The organism is Cytobacillus stercorigallinarum, from assembly GCF_014836495.1.
Classification (GTDB): domain Bacteria; phylum Bacillota; class Bacilli; order Bacillales; family Cytobacillaceae; genus Cytobacillus; species Cytobacillus stercorigallinarum.
Window position 1 is genome coordinate 193,349 of the sequence record NZ_JACSQT010000007.1, and the last position, 20,670, is coordinate 214,018.

The 20,670-nt window shown below is 37.0% G+C and carries 22 protein-coding genes; 3 read left to right on the plus strand and 19 right to left on the minus strand.

Annotated elements, in window-relative coordinates; genetic code table 11:
- Positions 1-13: 13 nt before the first annotated feature.
- Both gucD and kdgD read right to left on the minus strand, forming a co-directional pair.
- On the minus strand, positions 14-1,474 hold the full coding sequence (gene gucD, locus H9655_RS15105) for an alpha-ketoglutaric semialdehyde dehydrogenase GucD (RefSeq protein ID WP_191815449.1): 1,461 nt from the start codon (positions 1,472-1,474) through the stop codon (positions 14-16).
- 4 nt (positions 1,475-1,478) lie between these two features.
- A complete protein-coding gene (kdgD, locus tag H9655_RS15110; protein ID WP_191815451.1) occupies positions 1,479-2,411 on the minus strand; it encodes a 5-dehydro-4-deoxyglucarate dehydratase in 933 nt (310 codons plus the stop codon).
- Positions 2,412-2,585: 174 nt separating this feature from the next.
- Here kdgD and H9655_RS15115 point away from each other — a divergent pair, with 174 nt between their 5' ends.
- Complete coding sequence (locus tag H9655_RS15115) at positions 2,586-3,272, plus strand: FadR/GntR family transcriptional regulator (RefSeq protein ID WP_191815453.1); 687 nt, start codon at positions 2,586-2,588, stop codon at positions 3,270-3,272.
- Between the two features lie 54 nt (positions 3,273-3,326).
- Here H9655_RS15115 and garD read toward each other — a convergent pair whose 3' ends face one another.
- Complete coding sequence (gene garD, locus H9655_RS15120; protein WP_191815455.1) at positions 3,327-4,862, minus strand: galactarate dehydratase; 1,536 nt, start codon at positions 4,860-4,862, stop codon at positions 3,327-3,329.
- Between the two features lie 292 nt (positions 4,863-5,154).
- On the opposite strand from garD, the gene H9655_RS15125 reads away from it, so the two are divergent.
- Complete coding sequence (locus H9655_RS15125) at positions 5,155-6,105, plus strand: zinc-binding dehydrogenase (RefSeq protein WP_191815457.1); 951 nt, start codon at positions 5,155-5,157, stop codon at positions 6,103-6,105.
- 198 nt (positions 6,106-6,303) lie between these two features.
- Here H9655_RS15125 and H9655_RS15130 read toward each other — a convergent pair whose 3' ends face one another.
- The 13 genes from H9655_RS15130 to H9655_RS15190 all read right to left on the minus strand — a co-directional run bounded on the left by H9655_RS15130 (position 6,304) and on the right by H9655_RS15190 (position 16,804).
- Positions 6,304-6,912 carry a hypothetical protein gene (locus tag H9655_RS15130; RefSeq protein WP_191815460.1) on the minus strand — a complete coding sequence of 203 codons (609 nt, stop codon included), beginning with the start codon at positions 6,910-6,912 and terminating at the stop codon, positions 6,304-6,306.
- A gap of 201 nt (positions 6,913-7,113) precedes the next feature.
- Positions 7,114-8,724, minus strand: coding sequence for a glycerol-3-phosphate dehydrogenase/oxidase (locus H9655_RS15135; protein WP_225230665.1), 1,611 nt, complete (start codon positions 8,722-8,724; stop codon positions 7,114-7,116).
- A 104-nt stretch (positions 8,725-8,828) separates the two neighbouring features.
- A complete protein-coding gene (gene glpK, locus H9655_RS15140) occupies positions 8,829-10,319 on the minus strand; it encodes a glycerol kinase GlpK (RefSeq protein ID WP_191815464.1) in 1,491 nt (496 codons plus the stop codon).
- 19 nt (positions 10,320-10,338) lie between these two features.
- A complete protein-coding gene (locus tag H9655_RS15145; RefSeq protein ID WP_191815467.1) occupies positions 10,339-11,049 on the minus strand; it encodes an MIP/aquaporin family protein in 711 nt (236 codons plus the stop codon).
- A 500-nt stretch (positions 11,050-11,549) separates the two neighbouring features.
- On the minus strand, positions 11,550-12,092 hold the full coding sequence (locus H9655_RS15150) for a glycerol-3-phosphate responsive antiterminator (protein ID WP_404826103.1): 543 nt from the start codon (positions 12,090-12,092) through the stop codon (positions 11,550-11,552).
- A gap of 273 nt (positions 12,093-12,365) precedes the next feature.
- The gene (locus H9655_RS15155; protein WP_191815471.1) at positions 12,366-13,019 is read right to left on the minus strand and encodes a DUF975 family protein; all 654 of its coding nucleotides are present in this window, start codon (positions 13,017-13,019) and stop codon (positions 12,366-12,368) included.
- Between the two features lie 97 nt (positions 13,020-13,116).
- Positions 13,117-13,497 (minus strand): serine hydrolase domain-containing protein, encoded by a 381-nt coding sequence (locus tag H9655_RS22750; RefSeq protein ID WP_191815473.1) that lies wholly within the window; start codon positions 13,495-13,497, stop codon positions 13,117-13,119.
- Positions 13,494-13,988 (minus strand): serine hydrolase domain-containing protein, encoded by a 495-nt coding sequence (locus H9655_RS22755; protein ID WP_191815475.1) that lies wholly within the window; start codon positions 13,986-13,988, stop codon positions 13,494-13,496. Before H9655_RS22755 ends, H9655_RS22750 begins: the two co-directional genes overlap by 4 nt.
- Complete coding sequence (locus H9655_RS15170) at positions 13,967-14,134, minus strand: hypothetical protein (RefSeq protein WP_191815477.1); 168 nt, start codon at positions 14,132-14,134, stop codon at positions 13,967-13,969. The genes H9655_RS22755 and H9655_RS15170 overlap by 22 nt, the downstream gene beginning before the upstream one ends.
- 201 nt (positions 14,135-14,335) lie before the next feature.
- A complete protein-coding gene (locus H9655_RS15175; RefSeq protein WP_191815479.1) occupies positions 14,336-14,512 on the minus strand; it encodes a hypothetical protein in 177 nt (58 codons plus the stop codon).
- Between the two features lie 86 nt (positions 14,513-14,598).
- On the minus strand, positions 14,599-15,057 hold the full coding sequence (locus H9655_RS15180; RefSeq protein WP_191815481.1) for a YfmQ family protein: 459 nt from the start codon (positions 15,055-15,057) through the stop codon (positions 14,599-14,601).
- A gap of 21 nt (positions 15,058-15,078) precedes the next feature.
- A complete protein-coding gene (locus H9655_RS15185) occupies positions 15,079-15,270 on the minus strand; it encodes a hypothetical protein (RefSeq protein ID WP_191815483.1) in 192 nt (63 codons plus the stop codon).
- 103 nt (positions 15,271-15,373) lie between these two features.
- Entirely contained in the window at positions 15,374-16,804 is a 1,431-nt protein-coding gene (locus H9655_RS15190) for an aminotransferase-like domain-containing protein (RefSeq protein ID WP_191815485.1), read from the minus strand.
- A gap of 694 nt (positions 16,805-17,498) precedes the next feature.
- Between H9655_RS15190 and H9655_RS15195 the strand changes: the two genes are divergently transcribed.
- Positions 17,499-18,419, plus strand: coding sequence for an MBL fold metallo-hydrolase (locus H9655_RS15195; protein WP_225230666.1), 921 nt, complete (start codon positions 17,499-17,501; stop codon positions 18,417-18,419).
- A 294-nt stretch (positions 18,420-18,713) separates the two neighbouring features.
- On the opposite strand, the gene H9655_RS15200 is transcribed toward H9655_RS15195, so the two are convergent.
- From H9655_RS15200 to H9655_RS15210, 3 genes are all read right to left on the minus strand, one after another.
- Complete coding sequence (locus tag H9655_RS15200; RefSeq protein ID WP_191815489.1) at positions 18,714-18,887, minus strand: hypothetical protein; 174 nt, start codon at positions 18,885-18,887, stop codon at positions 18,714-18,716.
- Between the two features lie 47 nt (positions 18,888-18,934).
- Positions 18,935-19,354: a DUF1801 domain-containing protein gene (locus H9655_RS15205; RefSeq protein WP_191815491.1), complete on the minus strand. Its 420-nt coding sequence runs from the start codon at positions 19,352-19,354 to the stop codon at positions 18,935-18,937.
- A gap of 587 nt (positions 19,355-19,941) precedes the next feature.
- Positions 19,942-20,607, minus strand: a complete 666-nt coding sequence (locus H9655_RS15210; RefSeq protein ID WP_191815494.1) for a YczE/YyaS/YitT family protein — start codon at positions 20,605-20,607, stop codon at positions 19,942-19,944.
- Positions 20,608-20,670 lie beyond the last annotated feature (63 nt).

Below are 20,670 nucleotides of genomic sequence, written 5' to 3' on the forward strand. Positions count from 1 at the left end.
ACTCATCCTGATGTTACCCTTTCACAAAAACGGTCTTAATAGATGTGAAGAATTCTTTTGCTGCTTCTCCTTGCTCCCGTGAATGTGAACTAGATTCTTTCATGCCACCGAATGGTGCTTGTAATTCAACTCCAGCACTCTCAGCGTTTACTCGAATCAATCCCGCTTCCATCTCTTGCACAAATTTCAGCATTCTTGTAATATTTCCCGTAAAAATCGACGCACTTAAGCCATAGGCTGAATCATTAGCTAAATCAATTGCTCTTTCCATAGAAGAAACTTTCATAAGGGCAATAACTGGTCCAAAGATCTCTTCTCTAGCAATTGCTATATTCTGATCCGCTACTTCAAAGATAGTTGGTTCGATAAAGTAACCATTATTTACCTTGTCCTCATACGGTTTGCCACCTAAAATGAGCTTTGCACCTTCATTGATCCCTGTTTGAATGGCTTGTAATACACTCTTATATTGTGTTTCACTTGCACACGGCCCCATCCAACTATCTGCATGAATACCTGCTCCAATGGTAATTTTCTTTGTTTCGGCAATAAGCTTTTTTATGAATCTATCATATATTGTTTCTTCAACAATCACGCGGCTCGTTGCTGTACACTTTTGTCCAGTAGAAAGAAATGCACCTTTAATAACAGCGTCCACCGCTAACTCTATATCAGCGTCTCCAGCGACAATTACCGGATTTTTTCCTCCCATCTCAAGCTGGTACTTCGCTCCACGTTTCATCGCCTCATGAGCGATTGATTTACCAACTGCATTTGAACCAGTAAATGTAATCCCTTTAATTTCTGGGTGTGCGGCTATACCTCCACCAACAATCGTCCCTGATCCTGTTACCATATTCAGAACACCCTTAGGTAATCCAGCGTCTGCAAAGCATTTGGCAATTTTCGCAAATGTAACAGCGCTTTCACTGGCTGGCTTTATAACCACTGTATTGCCATAAATCAAAGCTGGTGCCACCTTCCAAATCGGAATAGCAACTGGAAAATTCCACGGAGTGATAACCCCCACAACTCCTAGAGGTACCCTTGTAGTAAACATCAGCGCTTCATTATCAGTAGATGGAATGACATCCCCTACTTTCCTCATTCCTTCTCCGGCATAATATTTTAAAATCGCTATGCCTCGTTTCGTTTCACCCTTCGTCTCAGCCAGCGTTTTTCCCATTTCCCTTGTCGCACATTCAGCAATTTCTTCTAACCGTTCCTCCATTATGGCTGCTACTTTATAAAGTATTTCGCCTCGCTCTGAGCCACTTAAACCTCTCCATGTCTTCTGAGCATTTTTCGCTGCCTCCACCGCTTTATCTAGATCCTCTTTTGTTGACAATTGGATATGACCAACGATTTCTTCTGGTGCAGCTGGATTTATACTTTCAATTGTCTCATTTGAAGTGGACTCTACCCATTCTCCATTAATATAATTCAAGTAGTTCGCAGTTGTAACTGTACTCATTTGCTTACCCCCTTACCATCTTTTGTTTCTTCGGATACTTCTCTTTAGCCAACTGCAAAATACTTTCTAATTGTTTGTAATGTTCAGGTTCTACGGGTGTGAATGGTGCACGTACCCTGTTTTTCACAGGTAGCCCTGTCAGTTCCATGCCTGCTTTAATTAACGAGACTGCGTAGCCCTTGCGCTGCTTACGAATTTCATTTATTGGTAGAATAATATCTTTGTATATTTCATGTACCATTTCGCTGTTCCCTTGCAACAAAGCATGGTAAAACTGTCTTGAAATATGAGGGATATAATTTGAAATCGCGGAAGAATATGAATCAAACCCTAACGGGATGTAAGCCGGCATTGTCACTTCTGCCATAGGCATGCCATTGAGCCAACTTAAACGGTTACCAAAGCGATTGGTTAGACAAATATTCAGTTCCATATTCCCTACACCATCTTTTAGCCCAACAAGTTGCTCTAAATCTAGTAATTTCTCTAATGTGCTAAGTTGTAAAATCGCGTTATTTCTTTGATAAACAATAGCATTTAGTGAAGTTTCTGAGATTACTTGATACAGATAATCATATAACCCCTCTTGTTCACCTTCTGCTAAATAGGGAGGTAATACAAGAAAGCCATCTGCTTTTTTATTCTCTGATATGCGTGCATATGAAAGAGCATCCTGAATATTTCCACCTACACCTGTATAAACAGGTACCTTACCACCGGTTTCTTGGATGGCAACATCAATCATGATTTCATATTCCTCTTTACTTAATGATTGGAACTCTCCTGATCCACATGCGATAAAGATTGCCTCTAATCCTTCTTCGAGCAAAAATCGAATATTAACTGCTAACGCTTTTTCGTCTAACTTTCCATTTTCATCAAATGGAGCTACAGGGAATCCGAGAATACCTGTAGGTGCTTTTCTAGATGAATGCATGTTTCATTCCTCCCTTTTCAATTTGTTATGTATAATTGTAAGACAAATTAAATTAACTGACAATATATTTTTTGAAAATTTTATTTATTTTTCTGAAGGGCTTGCTATTCTTTTAATTCTATTTGTATTACAATTAGATTAATTAAACTACTGTAATTTGGATGGTGGACAATTGTGAAGAAAGATGCACTTGATTTAATTAGTAGCCAAGTCGTACGAAAAACATTGGCTCAGCAAGTAGAGGAACAAATCATTGATTTATTAATTTCAAATAAACTTAAACCCGGTGATAAACTACCTCCGGAAATGGAATTAATGGAACTTCTAGGTGTCAGTCGTCCCGTCATGAGAGAGGCGATGACTTCTCTAGAATCTCTTGGTATTGTAAAAAGAAAAACGAGAGATGGTACTTACTTTACAGAGAGCATTAGTAATAAACCATTTTCTACTATGCTTTCCCTAGTAAGTGACAATATTGAAGCAATCGTTGAAGCACGCACCTCTTTAGAACTAGGCCTTGTCACATATGCAGCAGAGAAAATGACTGCTGAAACACTTGAAGCATTGAATGATACAATTATCCAAATGGAAAATTCAGTCGACAACGAATACGGTGAACATGACCTTATGTTTCATCGAATCATAGCCCTTAGTGTAAATAATCCTGTCTTACAAGGAATGATTGATTCGCTCTTACTCTCACATGTAAAAATCAATGCACAAATCAAATATCGTGAAAAAGAAAAAACAATCAAACATCATAAAGCCATTTATGAAGCACTCAAGGAAAAAAAACCTCAAGCTGCCTTTCAAGCAATGTACAATCATTTAAAGTTTGTTGAAAGAAAAGTATTAGAATAAAAAAACGAACCCAAACCGTATGTAAACGGTACTGGGTTCGCTTTTTTTATCTGCTTAGGTAATCGGCGCAGGATTAAATAGAGCTAAATCATTATGAAGCCCCCATTGATCTGCCCATGTCTTTCTTTCTCCACTTGCTACTTCAATAATGTGGTGGAATATTTCCCATCCTACATCTTCAATTGTTGCTTCACCTGTGGCAATCGTACCTGCATTTACATCAATTAAATCATTCCACTGTTCTGCTAAAGTATTTCTTGTGGATACTTTGATAACGGGTGCCATTGCCAAACCATACGGTGTACCTCTACCAGTTGTAAACACTTGCAGATGCATGCCAGAAGCTAACTGTAATGTACCGCATACGAAATCACTTGCCGGTGTGGCCGCATAAAGGAGGCCTTTCTGTATTGCCTTTTCTCCTGGTGCAAGTACACCAGAAATAGCACTACTACCCGATTTCACAATTGAACCCAATGATTTCTCAACAATATTAGAAAGACCTCCTTTTTTATTGCCAGGAGATGGGTTCGCACTTCGATCTGCTTTACCTTTTTGAAGATACTCATCATACCATTGCATTTCCTTAATTAAAGCGTTTCCAATCTCTTCCGTTTCGCAACGAGGTGTCAGAAGATGAACTGCATCCCTTACTTCAGTTACTTCAGAAAACATGACGGTCGCACCAGCTCTTACTAAAAGGTCAGCGGCATAACCAACAGCAGGATTTGCTGTAACACCTGAAAAAGCATCACTTCCCCCACATTGTAAGCCGACCACTAAATCGCTTACTGAGCAAATTTCTCTTTTGCGAAGGTTTAGTTTCTCTAACTTTTCTTCGGCCATTTTCATAATGCTTGCTACCATATCTGAGAAGCCTGCTTGCTCTTGTAATGACAATATGTCTCGATCTTTACCATCAGGTGTGAGCATTAATGGAGATAACTTCTCACAACCGAGACCGATAATTAAAGCTTCTCCCCCAAAGTTCGGATGTTTAGCTAAATTCTGCAATGTCCTTATCGGGATTACCGCCTCAGGGGCTTGGATGGCTACTCCACATCCATACTGATGATTAATAGCTACAACATCATCTACATTTGGATAGTTTGGTAGTAATTCTTTTTTTATTCTCCTCACAGCAAAATCAAGTACACCTACAACACATTGCACGCTTGTTGATATTCCCAAAATATTCTTTATTCCTACGCTTCCATCAGGATTGCGAAACCCTCGGAATGTATAGCCCTCTAATGGTGGAAGGGAATCAGGCACACGATTCGCTATATCTAGCTTATGTAAATCTGGTGGTACTGGAAGCTCAACCATCGACTCTTCTACCCAACTTCCTTTCTTAATAGGTTTCAGAGCTGTCCCTATCACCTCACCATAACGGATAATCTCACCCTTTTCAGCAATATCTTTAAGTGCTACCTTATGTCCTTCTGGTACTCTACTAGTAAGAACAAGCCCGCTAGAAAAAGTTGTACCTTCTTTTAACCCACCAGCATTAACAACAATTGCTACATTATCTTTTTCATGAACTTTTATAAAAAGGGGCTCTTCTTTTCGTTTTGTATTCGATTGCATAAAACATCCCTCCTCATTTTGTATTATTGTAAGACAAATATACACAACGGTCAATAAATAGTAAGAATATTTTTAAAAATATATCATTTGCATTGAAGTCAAGCTTTTATTTATTATAGAAAAAGTAAGTATAGAGGAAAGCCAGTAATATATTACTATTTTTGATACAGTATACAGATTACATAAATAGCGTTATAATTTATATTGTCGACAATGTACAATTATAATTTCAATTTAATTGGCGAATCCTAGGTGAGAACCATGGTAAAACTTATAGAAAGAAGGGGTTAATATGAAAGGCTGGGAATTTACAGCAACCAATGTACCATTAAAATTAGTAGAAAAACCAGATCCAGTAGCAACTGAGGGTCGTGTGATTATCGATGTAAAGGCAGCTGGACTTTGTCATTCTGATGTAGGCGCTCTGAATGATCCAAAATGGATGGATATTATTGAGAAAAAACCAATCATTATGGGACATGAAGTAGCAGGTATAATTACTGAAGTCGGTGAAGGTGTAACCGATTTCAAAGTAGGAGACCGTGTGGGTGTTTGTCCTATTAGCTTAGTTGGTATGGGACCTGGATATGGTTATGATGGAGGCTATTCAAATAAAGTATCTGCACCTGCAGTTGACCTTGTTCCCATTCCTGATGGTGTGACTTATGCACAAGCTGCAGCTGGCACCGATGCAGGAATGACTTCTTATCACGCAATGTTCAAACGTGGTGAAGCTAAACCAGGAATGAAAGTTGCAGTAATTGGTATCGGCGGATTGGGCCAAATTGCTGCTCGCGCAGCTGTTGTTGCTGGCATTGAAACGTATGCAGTAGATGTAAGCCCTAAAGCACGTGAATTAGCTAAAGAAATTGGTGTAAAAGATGTCTTTGAAGATATTAAAGAATTAGCCGATATTGCACCAGATTTAGTTGTCGATTATGCAGGCTTTGGCACAACAACAGCTGGCGCAATCGATGTTGTGGCACCCGGTGGTAAAGTAGTATTAGTAGGTATGGGGAAACTAGAATCGACTATTAATACTGATCCACTTATTTTAAAAGCAGCCAGCCTACTTGGAAGTGTTGGTGGAGATAAATACGATATTGCAGAAGTATATAAATTAATGGCTTCAGGCGATATCAATCCAGCCATTTCTGAAATCACATTTGATGAAATTGGTGAAGGATTAGCTCGTTTAGAACGTCATGAAGTGACAGGACGTTTAGTAGCAATTATGGATTAATCGAAAGGGGTTTGGAAATTATTTTATTCCAAACCCCTTTTTTGTCATGTGATTAACTAAACTTTTATTTGAGGAAGATATAGCACATAGAACATAATTTTGTAAAGAGCTTTTCTGAAAAAGCAAATACACGGGATTCTATCTCAGTCATTTTGCGCTTCAAAATTTAAGTGCCTCTATTTCTAGATTCGGTTTTTTCTAAGAAAGAGCATGCGATGACAACAGTGTCAGCTTTGCGGTCCTTATTTTCTGGCTCATTGAATTTTTAGCATCGAGTCCGGCTTTTGATACGTTTATTTTCTGGCTCACCGGTTTTTTTGCATCGAGTCCCATTTTTGCCTCGCTCATTTTCTGGCTCATCGGTTTTTTAGCATTGATTCCGACTTTTGATACGCTCATTTTCTGGCTCATCGGTTTTTTAGCATCGAGTCCCTCTTTTGATTCGCTCATTTTATGGCTCACCGGTTTTTTAGCATCAGTTCCGACTTTTCCTACGCTCATTTTCTGGCTCACCGGATTTTCAGCATCGATTCCCTCTTTTGCCTTGCTTATTTTCTTGCTCACCGGTTTTTTAGCATTGATTCCGACTTTTGATACGCTCATTTTCTGGCTCATCGGTTTTTTAGCATCGGTTCCGACTTTTCCTACGCTTATTTTCTGGCTCATCGGTTTTTTTGCATCCATTCCGACTTTTGACTCGCTCATTTCCTGGCTCACCGGTTTTTTAGCATCGGTTTCGACTTTTGACTCGCTCATTTTCTTGCTCACCGGTTTTTTAGCATCGGTTTCGACCTTTGACTCGCTCATTTTCTGGCTCACCAGATTTTCAGCATCGATTCCTTCTTTTACGACGACGCTATTATTCTACTGATTTTTAACAACGAGCCCAGGGACTTTGAATCGAGTAAAACAGTTTGCATATACAAAGTCGGGAAAGCTCTTTAAGTTCTTTCCTAAAAAAGAAGCACGCACAGCTCTTTAATCCATACGTACTTCTACTAATTAGAATCATGCCTTATTCATTTCCTCTTGCAACTCTGCTCTCATTTTCTCAGTCATTTGTTCATCCCAAGCAAAATAATCACTCATAAATGTCACAACTGCTTCACTATATTTCATTGCCCATTGTTTATTAAACAGTATGGCGCTTGTGCGTCGCATAAAGTAATCGGTTGGGGTTTTGGTCATTTCTTCTTCAAGGCTATAGATTAATGTAGCATAGGCTTCAAGGGATAGATTGACTTTATCATGCTCACCCTTAGCTTTTTTAGCGATTTCGAATACTTGTTTGACATTAGAGCCATAGCGTTCGACTATGCGCTTTGCTTCTTGTTCTGTAAAGCCGATTGCTTTACCATTCTTTATTTGTTCTTCCACGAAAGACTGATAGCCATTAGAACCACCTACTTCACCGCCTGATAAAATGATGTGATCTGTTTGACATGATTGGTTGTTTCCTAATCTCTCTGCGACAACATCAACTGTTTTCTCAGCCATTTTGCGGTAGCCTGTTAGTTTGCCACCTGCAATGGTGATGAGTCCAGTATCCGAATAGAATATTTCATCTTTACGTGAGATTTCGGATTCTTTTTTTCCTTCTTCGTAGATGAGTGGACGAACACCCGCCCAATGTGATTCGATCTGGTCTTTAGACAGTGATAATGTTGGGAAAACAAGTTCTACTGTTTTTAGTAGATAGTCTCGGTCTTCTTCTGTCATTTCTGGATTTACGAGGTCTCCCTCGTATTTAGTATCTGTTGTGCCTAAATATGTTTTCCCATTACGTGGAATGGCAAATACCATTCTTTTATCTGGTGTGTCAAAGTAAACAGCGTTTTGTAACGGAAAGTCTTGTTGGTCGAATACTAAGTGGACACCCTTTGTATGAAATAATTTCTTACCGCTTAGAGAGCCATCTTTTTTCCTTAGCCCATCTACCCAGATACCTGTAGCATTGACAACTTCTTTCGCATAAATAGGGAAAGCTTCGCCAGATAATACGTCGACTGCCTTCACACCAATGACTTTGCCATTTTCATAAATAAAGTCGTCTGCTTTGACATAGTTTGCTAAGGTTGCACCGAGTTCATCTGCTTTTTTAGCGACTTCAAGTGTAAGACGGGCATCATCCGTTTTATATTCTACATAGTAACCTGCACCTTTCAGGGTGTCTTTTACAAGTAATGGCTCTTTTTTCATTGCCTCTTCTTTAGATAGCATCTTCCGTCTTTCACTTTTCTTAACACCTGCAAGAAAGTCGTAAACTCTTAATCCAATACCAGTAGTAAACGGTCCAAATGTACCTCCTTTAATTAACGGAAGCAACATCCATTCAGGATTGGTAACATGGGGTGCATTTTCATAAACGATGGCTCTTTCTTTACCGACCTCTGCCACAACACCTATTTGCATTTGTTTTAAATAACGTAGCCCACCATGAACAAGTTTTGTCGAGCGACTACTTGTGCCAGCAGCAAAATCCTGCATATCAATTAGTCCTGTATCTAAGCCACGTGACTGGGCATCAAGAGCAATTCCAGCTCCAGTAATCCCACCTCCGAGTACAAGTAAATCAAATTTTTTGTTCTTCAATTCGTTTAAGTTTGCGTTTCTATTCATCTTCTGTCCATCCTTCCTTGGATAAAAGAAAAGACCGCAAATAGCCCTTATGTACAGGGGTGATTTGCGGTCTCTCATTCTCCAACATTTTATATTAACTTGTTTTATTGAAAGGCGATTGTTGCTTTAATTGCTTTCTTCCAACCGTTATATAATTCATCACGCTTGTTTGATTCCATTTGGTTTTCAAAGGAATCTCCAATTTTCCAGTTATTGATGATTTCTTCTTTTGTCCAGAAATCAACAGCTAAGCCGGCTAAATACGCAGCTCCTAAAGCCGTTGTTTCATTAATTTCTGAGCGTTCAACAATAGTGTCTAGTATATCACTTTGGAATTGCATTAAGAAATTGTTTTTCACAGCGCCACCATCGACACGTAGTTTCTTCAGCTCAATACCTGAATCACTTTCCATTGCTGTTAACACATCTTTTGTTTGATACGCGAGGCTCTCTAATGTGGCACGAATAAAATGTTCCTTCGTCGTTCCACGCGTCATGCCAAAAGCAGCTCCTCGAATATCACTCTCCCAATATGGTGTCCCAAGTCCAACAAATGCAGGTACAAGATAAACACCATCAGTTGATTCGACGCGCGTTGCGTAGTCTTCACTTTCCGGGGCAGTCTTAATCATTCTCATACCATCTCTTAACCATTGAATAGCCGAGCCGGCAACAAAAATACTACCCTCTAATGCATATTCTACCTTACCATCCAGTCCCCATGCAATAGTTGTGAGTAAACCATTTTCTGATTGTACTGGATTTTCCCCTGTATTCATGAGCATAAAGCACCCTGTGCCGTACGTATTTTTTGCCATGCCTTTTTCAAAACACGCCTGGCCGAATAAAGCAGCTTGTTGGTCACCAGCAATACCGGAAATAGGAATCGTGATGTCGCCAAAAATCTCTTTCGCTGTTTCCACATACACTTCAGAACTTGATTTCACCTCAGGCAGCATAGACTTAGGTACTGTAAGAATATCCAATAATTCGTCATCCCACCTTAAGTCATAAATATTATACATTAATGTTCTTGATGCATTCGTATAATCTGTCACATGTGCTTGACCGTTAGATAACTTCCAAATAATCCATGTATCAATCGTTCCGAAAAGCAATTCGCCATTTTCTGCTTTCTCACGTGCTCCTTCAACATTGTCTAATATCCACTTTACTTTTGTACCTGAAAAGTATGCATCAATTAATAAGCCCGTTTTCGAACGAAAAGTATCATTTAACCCTTTTTCCTTTAATTCGTTACAGATTTCACTCGTCTGTCTAGATTGCCAAACAATCGCATGATAAATTGGCAATCCCGTATTTTTATCCCAGACGACAGTGGTTTCCCGTTGATTAGTGATGCCAATAGAGGCAATCTCGCTCCCCTGTACATTGTTTTCACTAATCACACCAGCCATCACAGATAGGATGGACGCATATATTTCCATCGCATCATGTTCAACCCAGCCTGGCTTTGGAAAATGCTGTTTAAACTCGCGTTGATATTCACCAACAATATGACCTTCTTTATTAAAAAGTATCGCTCTTGAACTTGTTGTTCCTTGATCTAGTGATAAGATATATTTTTTTGTCATTTCGGCATCCCCCTATTTTTTAGAATAAAGATTGAAATACGAATGTGGCAAGAACAGCCCCCACTAATGGACCTACAACTGGAATCCAAGCATAGCCCCAGTCTGAAGATCCTTTACCTGGGATCGGTAGTAAGGCATGGGCAAGACGCGGGCCTAAATCACGAGCTGGGTTTATCGCATAACCTGTTGTTCCGCCGAGACTCATACCAATTGCGGCAATAAAGAATCCAACAATGAGAGGATTTAGTCCCTCAGCAAATGAATTTAACCCAATGGCATTCAAACCAAAGACTAAAATAAATGTCCCGAGTACTTCACTGATAAAGTTAAATGGCGTATTTTTAATCGCTGGGCTTGTTGAGAAAACGCCAAGTTTCGTGCCTTGATCACTTGTAGCTTTCCAGTGTGGATAAAAGTATAGAATAACAAACGCTGCACCAATAAATGCCCCAATCATTTGAGCTGATACATAATAAGCAACAGCACCCCACTCAATACTACCGGCTAAAGCGGCCGCCAGTGTCACCGCTGGATTGAGATGACCACCCGCACCAAAGAAATCTGAAACGTAGACACCAAACGCGACGGCAAATCCCCATGCAAATGAAGTGACAATCCAGCCACCACCATTAGCAAATGTCTTGTTTAAATTCAAATTTGCCCCAGCACCCACACCGAATACGACTAATATGAAAGTGCCAATTAGCTCTCCTATAAAAATATCAGACATTTAGTAATCCTCCTAATCATTTAATAGACTATCAAACTACTTTTTTCACATTAGCCTTTCAAGAGAAAACAAAAAGAGGCATGCGAAAGAAAATAACGACCAAACGTTATTTCGCATGCCTCTCTATATCTCCGACAAAATAAATTAACTTGTACGAACAATATTATAATAAAATGAAAACGATTGCAAATAAATAATTAAATTTTTTAGAAGAATAAGATAAGAGACATGTAAAGAAAAATCACCAGACCGAGCAGTTAGTAGCAACAAGTAAGATCGTTTTACCACTTTTCACAGCCTTTGAATCGATGTGGGAACACTACAAAAAGTATCAGAAAAGATGAGATACAGTGTGTAGAGAAATAAATTTGACTAAAAGATGAGAACCCTTTCAAGTCATTATATTTCTTCAGCGAATAGAAAATGCAACTTTTTTGAGACAATAAAAAAAGCCATCTTTTTCTACCAACCTGTTGCAAGTAGAAAAAGATCGCAGTTAATTATAGTTCCCATAAATCTCTGTTAGATGTTGAAACAGAAATAGCACCGGACTTAAGGGCTGATTCAATCTCTGATTTCTCCCTCACCAAGCCACCAGCAATTATTTTTATATCCGTTTTCTTATGAACTTCACGAATGATTTCAGGAATAATACCGGGCAATACTTCAATATAATCAGGCTTCGTATTCTTCAATAACTCTAGTCCATTCTCTAACGCGAGGGTATCAATCGAGAAAAGCCTTTGAATGGCTAGCACCCCTTTTTTCTTAGCTGTAATAATCGCTTGTCTTTTTGTTGAAATAATCCCAGCTGGTTTTATTTCTTGGCAAACGAATAAAGTGCCACTTTCATCATTTTTTAATCCATCAATCATATCCATATGAATAAGGATTTTTTTATTATGCTTTTTAGCTGTTGCTACAACACTTTTTATTTGCGTAATGTGAGAATCCAGTAAAATCATATACTCATATTGTGATGAAATGACTTTCTCGAAATCCTTCATATTACGAATAGCTGGTAGGATTGATTGTTTGATCACTAAGATCAACTCCTTCTTCATTGCTCATGTCTATCCATTAATAATAGAAACAGGTAAAAGAAGCCATTATACTAAATACCTGTCTTAATTGTTCATCATTGGCTTCATTCATTATAAAGCATCTTCTGCACAAAAAAAAGAAAGCTAGATACTTGCTGTATCCAGATTAAAAGTGTTCCCTATTGATATAAGAAGAAAACCTCATGTATATATAGTAAATTAGATAAAAGTTAAAAAGACCAACATCTTTATGAGATGATGGTCTTCTACAAATTATATAATTGCTTCTTTCACAGCAACTTCTCGATCTCTTAAATCTTCATAAAAGTGTGCATGCGCTGTTAAAAAGTATGGGCCGAGCCAAAGATATCCAATTCCAAGCGTTAAGATACATAGAAAAGCCCAACCGATGAAGCTTAAATTCAAACAAAAATATCTCCACTTATGACCTTTCATCATTTTTCGACTTTCAGTTATCGCTTTGTTCACAGATAATTCTGGGCGATCGCGTAAGATGTACATCGCTTGGGAATAGGAAAACGATTTAATGATGCCTGGGATAATCAATAATAAGGACCATAAGAAAGTATAAATGCTTTGTAAAATCATTAACCCCAACGCTCTTAAGAAACTCATATACTTAAAGCCTGTGAATAATTCCTCCACTGGAAGCTTAGAGCCTCTGATTAATGTAATGTACGACAATGCAAGACTTACACCAAATGGAATTAAGATTAAACTAATCGCAATACTGATTAAATTATATCCTGTAGCATACTCCCATTCAGGATAAGGAATTAATAGTATTCCCATAATAAATTGGGGGATGAACGTAATCAGAAAATATAAGAATGAGAGCAATACACCCTTACCCCAGTTGTCTCGCAATGATGCGAGAGAAAGTTGTTTAATTTGTTTACTTTTCATCTCGTTTCTCTCCTTTCACAACCAATATATTGTAACATATGAAAAATATACCATCAATTTATTTTTTGTATTTTGGGTGCGTTCTTTATTAATCCTCTTACTTTTTCTCTATAAATGCCCGATAAATTTCACCGATGAGCCCATCCCTTTGATGAACGCCAAGCTCAGTATTCGTCAAAATTATGATCCCTTCCTTCTTTTTCGGGTATAGAGCAAGCAAACTTTGAAAGCCTATTCCCCAACCAAGGGAACTCAATTCAAATCCATTGGATGTACTTCCTAAAAAGCAGCCAAGTCCTAACCATTTACACTCACCCTGTGATGTAAACATTTCATTTATAGTTAGGGGTGAAAGGCCGAGCTTACTATCCCCTACGATTGCATCCATGAGTTCAATCACCAGCATACTAATGTCTTGAGATGTTGACCATAACCCTGAAGCAGCTGGATAAGGATCATGCGGGTATTTCTCTTTCACTGTTGCTCCGTTCCTATCATGTCCTTGAGAAATATTTTTCGCATAAGTAATCTCATAGTACTACACGTCATACCCAGTGGCTGCAATATCTTCTCTTCCATTAATATCGGGAAAGATTTACCTGTGACTCCCTCTATTAACTTCTCTATCAAACAAAAATGAGCATCTGCATAATGAAATCTCCCCACCTGATTCTCTTGTCTGATAATAGGCTCTCGACAATATTCAGTTTTCCCAAGAAAAAGTTGTTCTACTGTAGGGTAACCCCAACGTTTTTGATAGGGTAAAAAACTATTTGGCGGATCAATGATACCTGATTGGTGACTTAATAATTGTCTAAGGGTGAGGCTGGGTGAGAGTGTATTAGAGGGTATTGTCCATCTTGTAAGCAATTCATTTACTGGTGTATCTAGTTGGAGGTGCTGTTCATCTATTAGTTTGCAAGTTAAGACTGTAGTGAGCAATTTACTTATAGAGCAGACATTAAACATCGTATTTCCATAACAGGAAGTTGGTCTTGTTTATTACGCACTCTATATTGTTCACTTTGAAAGATCTTCTTATTTTTAATCGTTGTTATTGTTAATCCTTGTATGTGTAACGCCTTCATTCTTTCTTCTATATTTAATATTGTCACTATCTATCACTCCTTTTTTTAAAAGGTAATACAACATATATTCTGTTCAATAAGAAAAAATCCCGCTAAATAAAAATGGGACCTCTTTTCAATATCGTTACTTCTTCTGTTTGCTGATGTTCACTAATGAAATAATGAAGAATCTCAGCATTTAAAAAAGGCTTCTCAAAATAATGTGAGAAACCTTGTGTTAACATCTATTTAGTTACTACTATAATCATGTTTGTTCTTCGATGATGAACTCGATTGATTTTTTTGTTTCTTGCCTACTTTTTCCTCTTTTACTTCTAGTTCAATATCTTCAAGTGGTAATGGATCAACATGAGGATCTTGTTCTATTTTTTTCTTTTGTTCTTTTTTAACAGATTCTCTACTCATCTTTATAGCCACCTTCCTTATTACTTTTCCATTTACCCTTTATGGAAAAAATAAAACAAGGATTATGACAACAAAAATTATTCCCTTTATTGTATTTTACTATTTAAGTATAATCGGTTTTCTTCATACTCAGCATACAAATTCTCATTAACCAAATGATAGGCAATTACTTTCTTCTTCGTTTGTTTAACAACAATTATATGTTTTTCTTCTATATAAAGGTACAATTGTATCTTTTTCTTTCCTTTACTATAACAAATATGATAGGGCACTGTTTTTTGATTTTGTGGCATAAATAAGTGTTCGTTGCCAGGATAAATATGAATTCTCTTCAAAAAACTCGCTTCATTATACATAGCAACTATTTTCTCCTTAAACTCTCCCTCTATCAGATGGTTATCATATTCTAATGTAATCTCTTTTTCATTTATTTCTTGATGGATAGCATATTTTTTTAATACCCATGCAACAGCCGCGCTTGGTGGGCTAGTAATCATCTTGATTAAAATACCTAGTATTAATACAAAACCCATTGTCCATGTCATGCCTTGGTCCTCCTAAAACTTTTAGTCATAAGCAATATATATAGCTAAAGCAATGATGGACAAAGCAATCACCACTATATAAATCATTGTTAAGTTTCGATTATTTTTTCGTGAAGATGATTGATAATTATCGTCACTCCTATTCGTAATCAATAGGGTACCAATAATTGCAATCAATAGGATGCATATAATTACGCCGTATAATATGATCATGTTTTATGCTCCTTTTTGTTTATTTCGCTTTCTCCTTTATCTTAATTGAAAAGAGCATATTAATGACCATCCAATTCATCTGTTTTTTTACCATCCAATTCATTTAAGTAAGTGCCAATGCGGCACTAAAACGTTGGATACCCGTTCTTATTTGTGCTTCATTCGCTCGTCCAAAGGTAAACCGAACAAATAACTTCTTTGATCCCATCATCATTCCAGGAAAATAAATCACGCCTTGCTTAATGGCATTCTCTAACAACTTTATTTCATCAACGTCTCTTTTTATTTCACACCAAATATGAATCCCACCTTGAGGGATAGTAAAAGCCACTTGATCTCCTAAATATCTCTTTAAACTAGCAACCACTTCGTTTCTTCTTTGCACTAGTTCTGTTTTGATCCGATCTAAATGGATTGGGAAATGCTTTGACTCCAAAAAATCATTAGCAATCCATTGTGTATAGCTAGCATGACCAAAATCAATCTGCTGCTTTGCATCCGATAATCTTTCTATTACCGAGTTCGGCCCGATAATCCAGCCAATCCTTAAACCAGAAGCCACTAGTTTTGATAACGAACTGATGTACAATACATTTCCGTTTTGATCCATCGATTTCAATGTAGAGACATCATTGTTATTAAAAGCGATTAAGCTGTATGGATCATCTTCAATCACTGGGATGCCATACTCAGATGAAATATCCAAAATCTCTTGCAATTGCTCTTTCCTAAGCAGCCTCCCTGTTGGATTTTGAAATGCTGGATTTAAAAATATCATACTAATTCGGTGTTTTTTATGTAATGAAAGAAGCTCGGCAGAAAGAGCCTTATTGCTTAGTGCTGATAGGGTATAGACTTGAATGCCTGCTGATTTAAAAATGGGCAAGTTGTAATGATAAGAAGGATCTTCAATCACAACAGCATCACCAGGTTTTAATAAGCATTGCACAACAAGATGCAGGGCTTGTTGTGCTCCAGAAGTAACAAGGATAGAGGCTGGTGTTGTTTGAATATTTCTGTATTCTCTCACATGTTTCGTAATAATGTATCTTAATGCTTCACTACCTTGAGGATGGTCGTAACCTAGTCTACCAATAAACGATTGCGTTTGGGTAATTTCTCTTAAAATATCGGTTGGATATAAATCTTCTGACAACTCACCACTCGCCATATTGATAAGTTTTCTTTTTTCCATTTCCTTTCGAATTTTTTGCGTAATCGGCAAATTAGGTAAGAACGAACCCGCTTCAATATATCTGTTCCAACTTGGCATACGCTTTTTTGTCATGCCCCAAATATCTTTACTTATGACTGTACCACTACCGATTCTTCGTTCAATCAACCCTTTTGATTCCAGTTCATCATAAGCAGCAACAATCGTACTTCTATTTACTTGAAAAGTTTTAGCTAACTGTCTTTCCGATGGTAGATTTTTATCAGCAGGAAAAGTACCATTAGAGATTCCATTCTCTATTTCATCAGCAATTTGTTTATAAAGCGGCTTCTTCAATTTACGGTTGATTTTGTCATTCATTATATACATTCCCTTATAGTTAATACTTATAGTGTAACCAACTTATTTAATATTGGAATAGTACTTTGTTTTTTGAGTGATAGGAATAGCATAGAACATTCTCTACTCTAATTTAGCACTGAAAAAAGAACGAAGTTAAAAGACCATACACTAGTATCCTCTACAGCTTCCTATCCGTTTCTCTTTTCACTTTTTTAATTCCTTCCGTCCCAACAACACAACCAATAAGTGCAAGTATCATACTAGTCGAAATAGCTTTAATCACATAATAAAACGCTGTGCCAGTCACACAGTCTAAAATAATGAAACGTTTAATTGTTGATGCTTTTATCGAATAAAATACGACTTGATTTACTTGTACTCTTTTCAGCGCGGCTCACGCACCTTTCACTTAGACATACTAAAAGTTACGTAAGGAGATTTTGTCCTATGCTTACTAAAATAAATACAATGAATATACATTACTCCTACGCCAAGAGTTGCATTCATAAGCTTCATCTATTCCATCGAATACACAAGACCCTTATAAAAATCCACTGAAAGCTGTTTTTGATCAGAATTTCATTTTGTGCCTCTACACAACTTTAAGTTTCTTTCATGAGTTTAAAATTTACAAAAACTTTAATATCAAAAAATAGAAAGATATAATGATTGCTAACACATGTTTTAAAGGGAAATGAGTTGGAGGGATAGAATGTCAGGCAAAAAACGTTTTTTCAATCTAGATAATATAGAAAACACAAAATCATTCAATGATTTTCGTCGCTGGCAAAAAGAACGAAGACAAAATAAAAAAGATCTTTCTATTCAAATCGAACAATCACCAACAAAAGAAATTGTACAATTAAATAAAAATAGAAAAGATGCTTCGATTACATGGATTGGTCATTCTACTTTTTTCATTCAAATAGAAGGATTAAATATCGTAACTGATCCTGTCTGGGCAAACCGTATGGGTTTCGGGAAACGATTAACAGCACCCGGTATTTTTATAACTGATTTACCAGACATCGATATTGTCTTAATCTCTCACGGCCATTTTGATCATTTAGATTTTCCCTCCATCAAAAAACTAAAAGGGGACCCCACGTTCTATGTACCAATTGGTTTAGGAAAAATTTTTAACAAACGGGGATATCATAATATATTTGAAGCGAACTGGTATGATTCTTTTAAACTAAATTCATTGTCCCTTTCTTTTGTACCCGCTCAACATTGGACGAAAAGAACGCTAACAGATACGAATACCTCTCATTGGGGTGGTTGGGTAATAGAGAATGAGCCACACTCTATTTATTTTGTCGGTGATACAGGTTATTTTCGTGGATTTAAAGAGATTGCCGAAAAGTTTAATATCGAAACCGTATTAATGCCGATTGGCGCCTATGAACCAGAATGGTTTATGAAAGTCAGTCACATTAACCCAGAAGATGCAGTGAAAGCATATATAGAATTAAATGGCACTACCTTTATCCCTATGCATTATGGTACTTATCATTTAGCAGACGATACCGGACCAGAAGCTATTGCTAGACTGGATGCTGAATGGGACAAGCAACAATTAGATCCAAATCAACTAAAAAAATTACTCATTGGCGAAACATTTTGGTTGTAACTGATGGGCAGAAAAAGGTATATGGCAAGGCGAACTAGGAAAGAGATGAATCATCATGACTTCCCTAGTTTTTCCTTTGAGAAGAATTGATACTTTATTTTTCAGTAACACCAAGTTATAAAAGCTGAGGCAGATTGTTTGGTAACATCGCTCCTACATGAAGATTCATATCTTTTAGTAGCCAATCCAAGTATAAACAGCTTGTAGTTCGTCCCAATCTCCTCTTTCATTTTCTTCAACTCCACCGATTCAAATCCCCCCTTAAAGGGGATGCCTTTTTTTATAAAGAAATCATTATCTTCCTTTCCTTATCCATTTAATCGTTCTTATTAGATTAGCAAGAAAATAGGTGAACAATCCTGATATAATCAAAAGCCAAATACTCAAATTGATATTAAAAAAGTAGAGTAATAACCAGATACATAAAATAGCTGCCATATCCCAACCGTTCGTTTTGATTCTGTTCATTTTCCCTCCTATGGCGCTAAGAATAAAAAACCTATTAAACAGTGACTTTAAACAGGGTATTTCTTTTGTAAATAGTTCATTGAACTATTGATAAGTTGTGACAATGTCGCCTGATTAATGTCAGCAACTTTATTAATGTATACACATGACTTCCCAGTAGTATACTTCCCTAAATCATTTAATAACCTTTCACGATTAGGATCATCAGCTGCTAAGTAAATACTTATTTTGGCTTTTCGCGGGGAAAAGCTCACTAATGGAGCCTCTCCGGAATGCCCTGATTCATATTGATAATGATATTTGCCAAATCCAATGATACTCGTTCCCCACATCTTAGCTTGGCAATTTGTTGATGCAGTGAATAAATCTAATAACTGATACGCATCCTCTCGTTTCTTCAAAGAATCAACACTTTCTATAAACTTCATGACATCCTCATCTGTCTCTTTTGTTTTAAGTTGATACACGGTTTCATCCTCCTATGCACTTTTTTACTTATTGAAGATATGATGTTAGAAATCATTAACCCGTTTTAACCTTTTTTAAAAACAGTTTTCAGGTGCTTTCTTTATTGTAACAACAACTTCTCTGAATAGTATAACCAATTCAACATAAAAGCTAGAACTACGCGTTTTTAAAAAAAGACGAACAAACCCTAATTGATAGAATTTGTTCGTCTTGTCATTTCTTTCAGACTTTTTTATTTCAATATTACTTTTTTAAAAAAATCCATCATTTGATAGGGAAGCACCCATTGATAAACCGATGGGGCCAGGCCCAATAGTACTCGGTATTAATTAGGCTGCCCATAAAATTGTCAACGCAGAATTTACGATTATTACCTGATAGAAAAGCACTATTTCGTGCCATCTACAACAGCAGTAATTGTTGCCTTAAAAGGAGCCCATAAAGAAGAAGGAGAATAAAAATGCAAACGGTTATATTGCCCGTTTGCACTTTAACTATAAACAACAATATAACTTTCTTAACTAATAAATAACCAGCAGGGCATCCCCTCCCTCACTGGTTATGATGAAATGTTTTATATAACCCCTTAGTTAACCTTACTTAATTCCTCTTGTGGTTCTGCCCATAACCATTCTTTTAACGGTACTTCACATAATTTTGTCATCCAACCAAGAATCTTACCAATAAAGAAAGCCGCTATAACTGTACCAACCCCGATAGCTCCTAGTGAATGAACAAAGATGAGACAAACCGCACCAGCGACACAGACATTCAATAAATCGCTTGTAATTTTCGCCTTACTAAAAATCATCTTAAAACGCGCACTGATCGCATATGTTAAGGCATCATAAGGCATAAGTGGTAACTTAGCATTAAAATATCCTAACAGACCTACTGCCACAACAAATAAACTGATTATCAGAAAGATAATTTTCATCCCCATTGTTTGTGGTGCTGGAAAAAGTTGTACTAAAAGCAACGTTAAATCCATAAATCCACCGAATAAGAACGAAATAATCAGTTGACCAACAACCTCTTTAACGATAAATGATTTAGTCAAAATGCTTCCAACAATAATGAATAAAATATTCGCAGCGACAGTCATTATACCGATTGTCACACCAGTACTTAAACTTAACGCATAAGGTAATGATGATACTGGTGAAACCCCTAAATCTGCTTGAATAGAAAAACTAACGCCTAGCGATAAAAAAAATAAGCCTAGTACATAAAGAACTAGTCGTTTAGCCATAATTTGTTTCACCCGATTCTAAATTGTTCAATGTTTCACTTACTCATTTTATCATCGAAACAA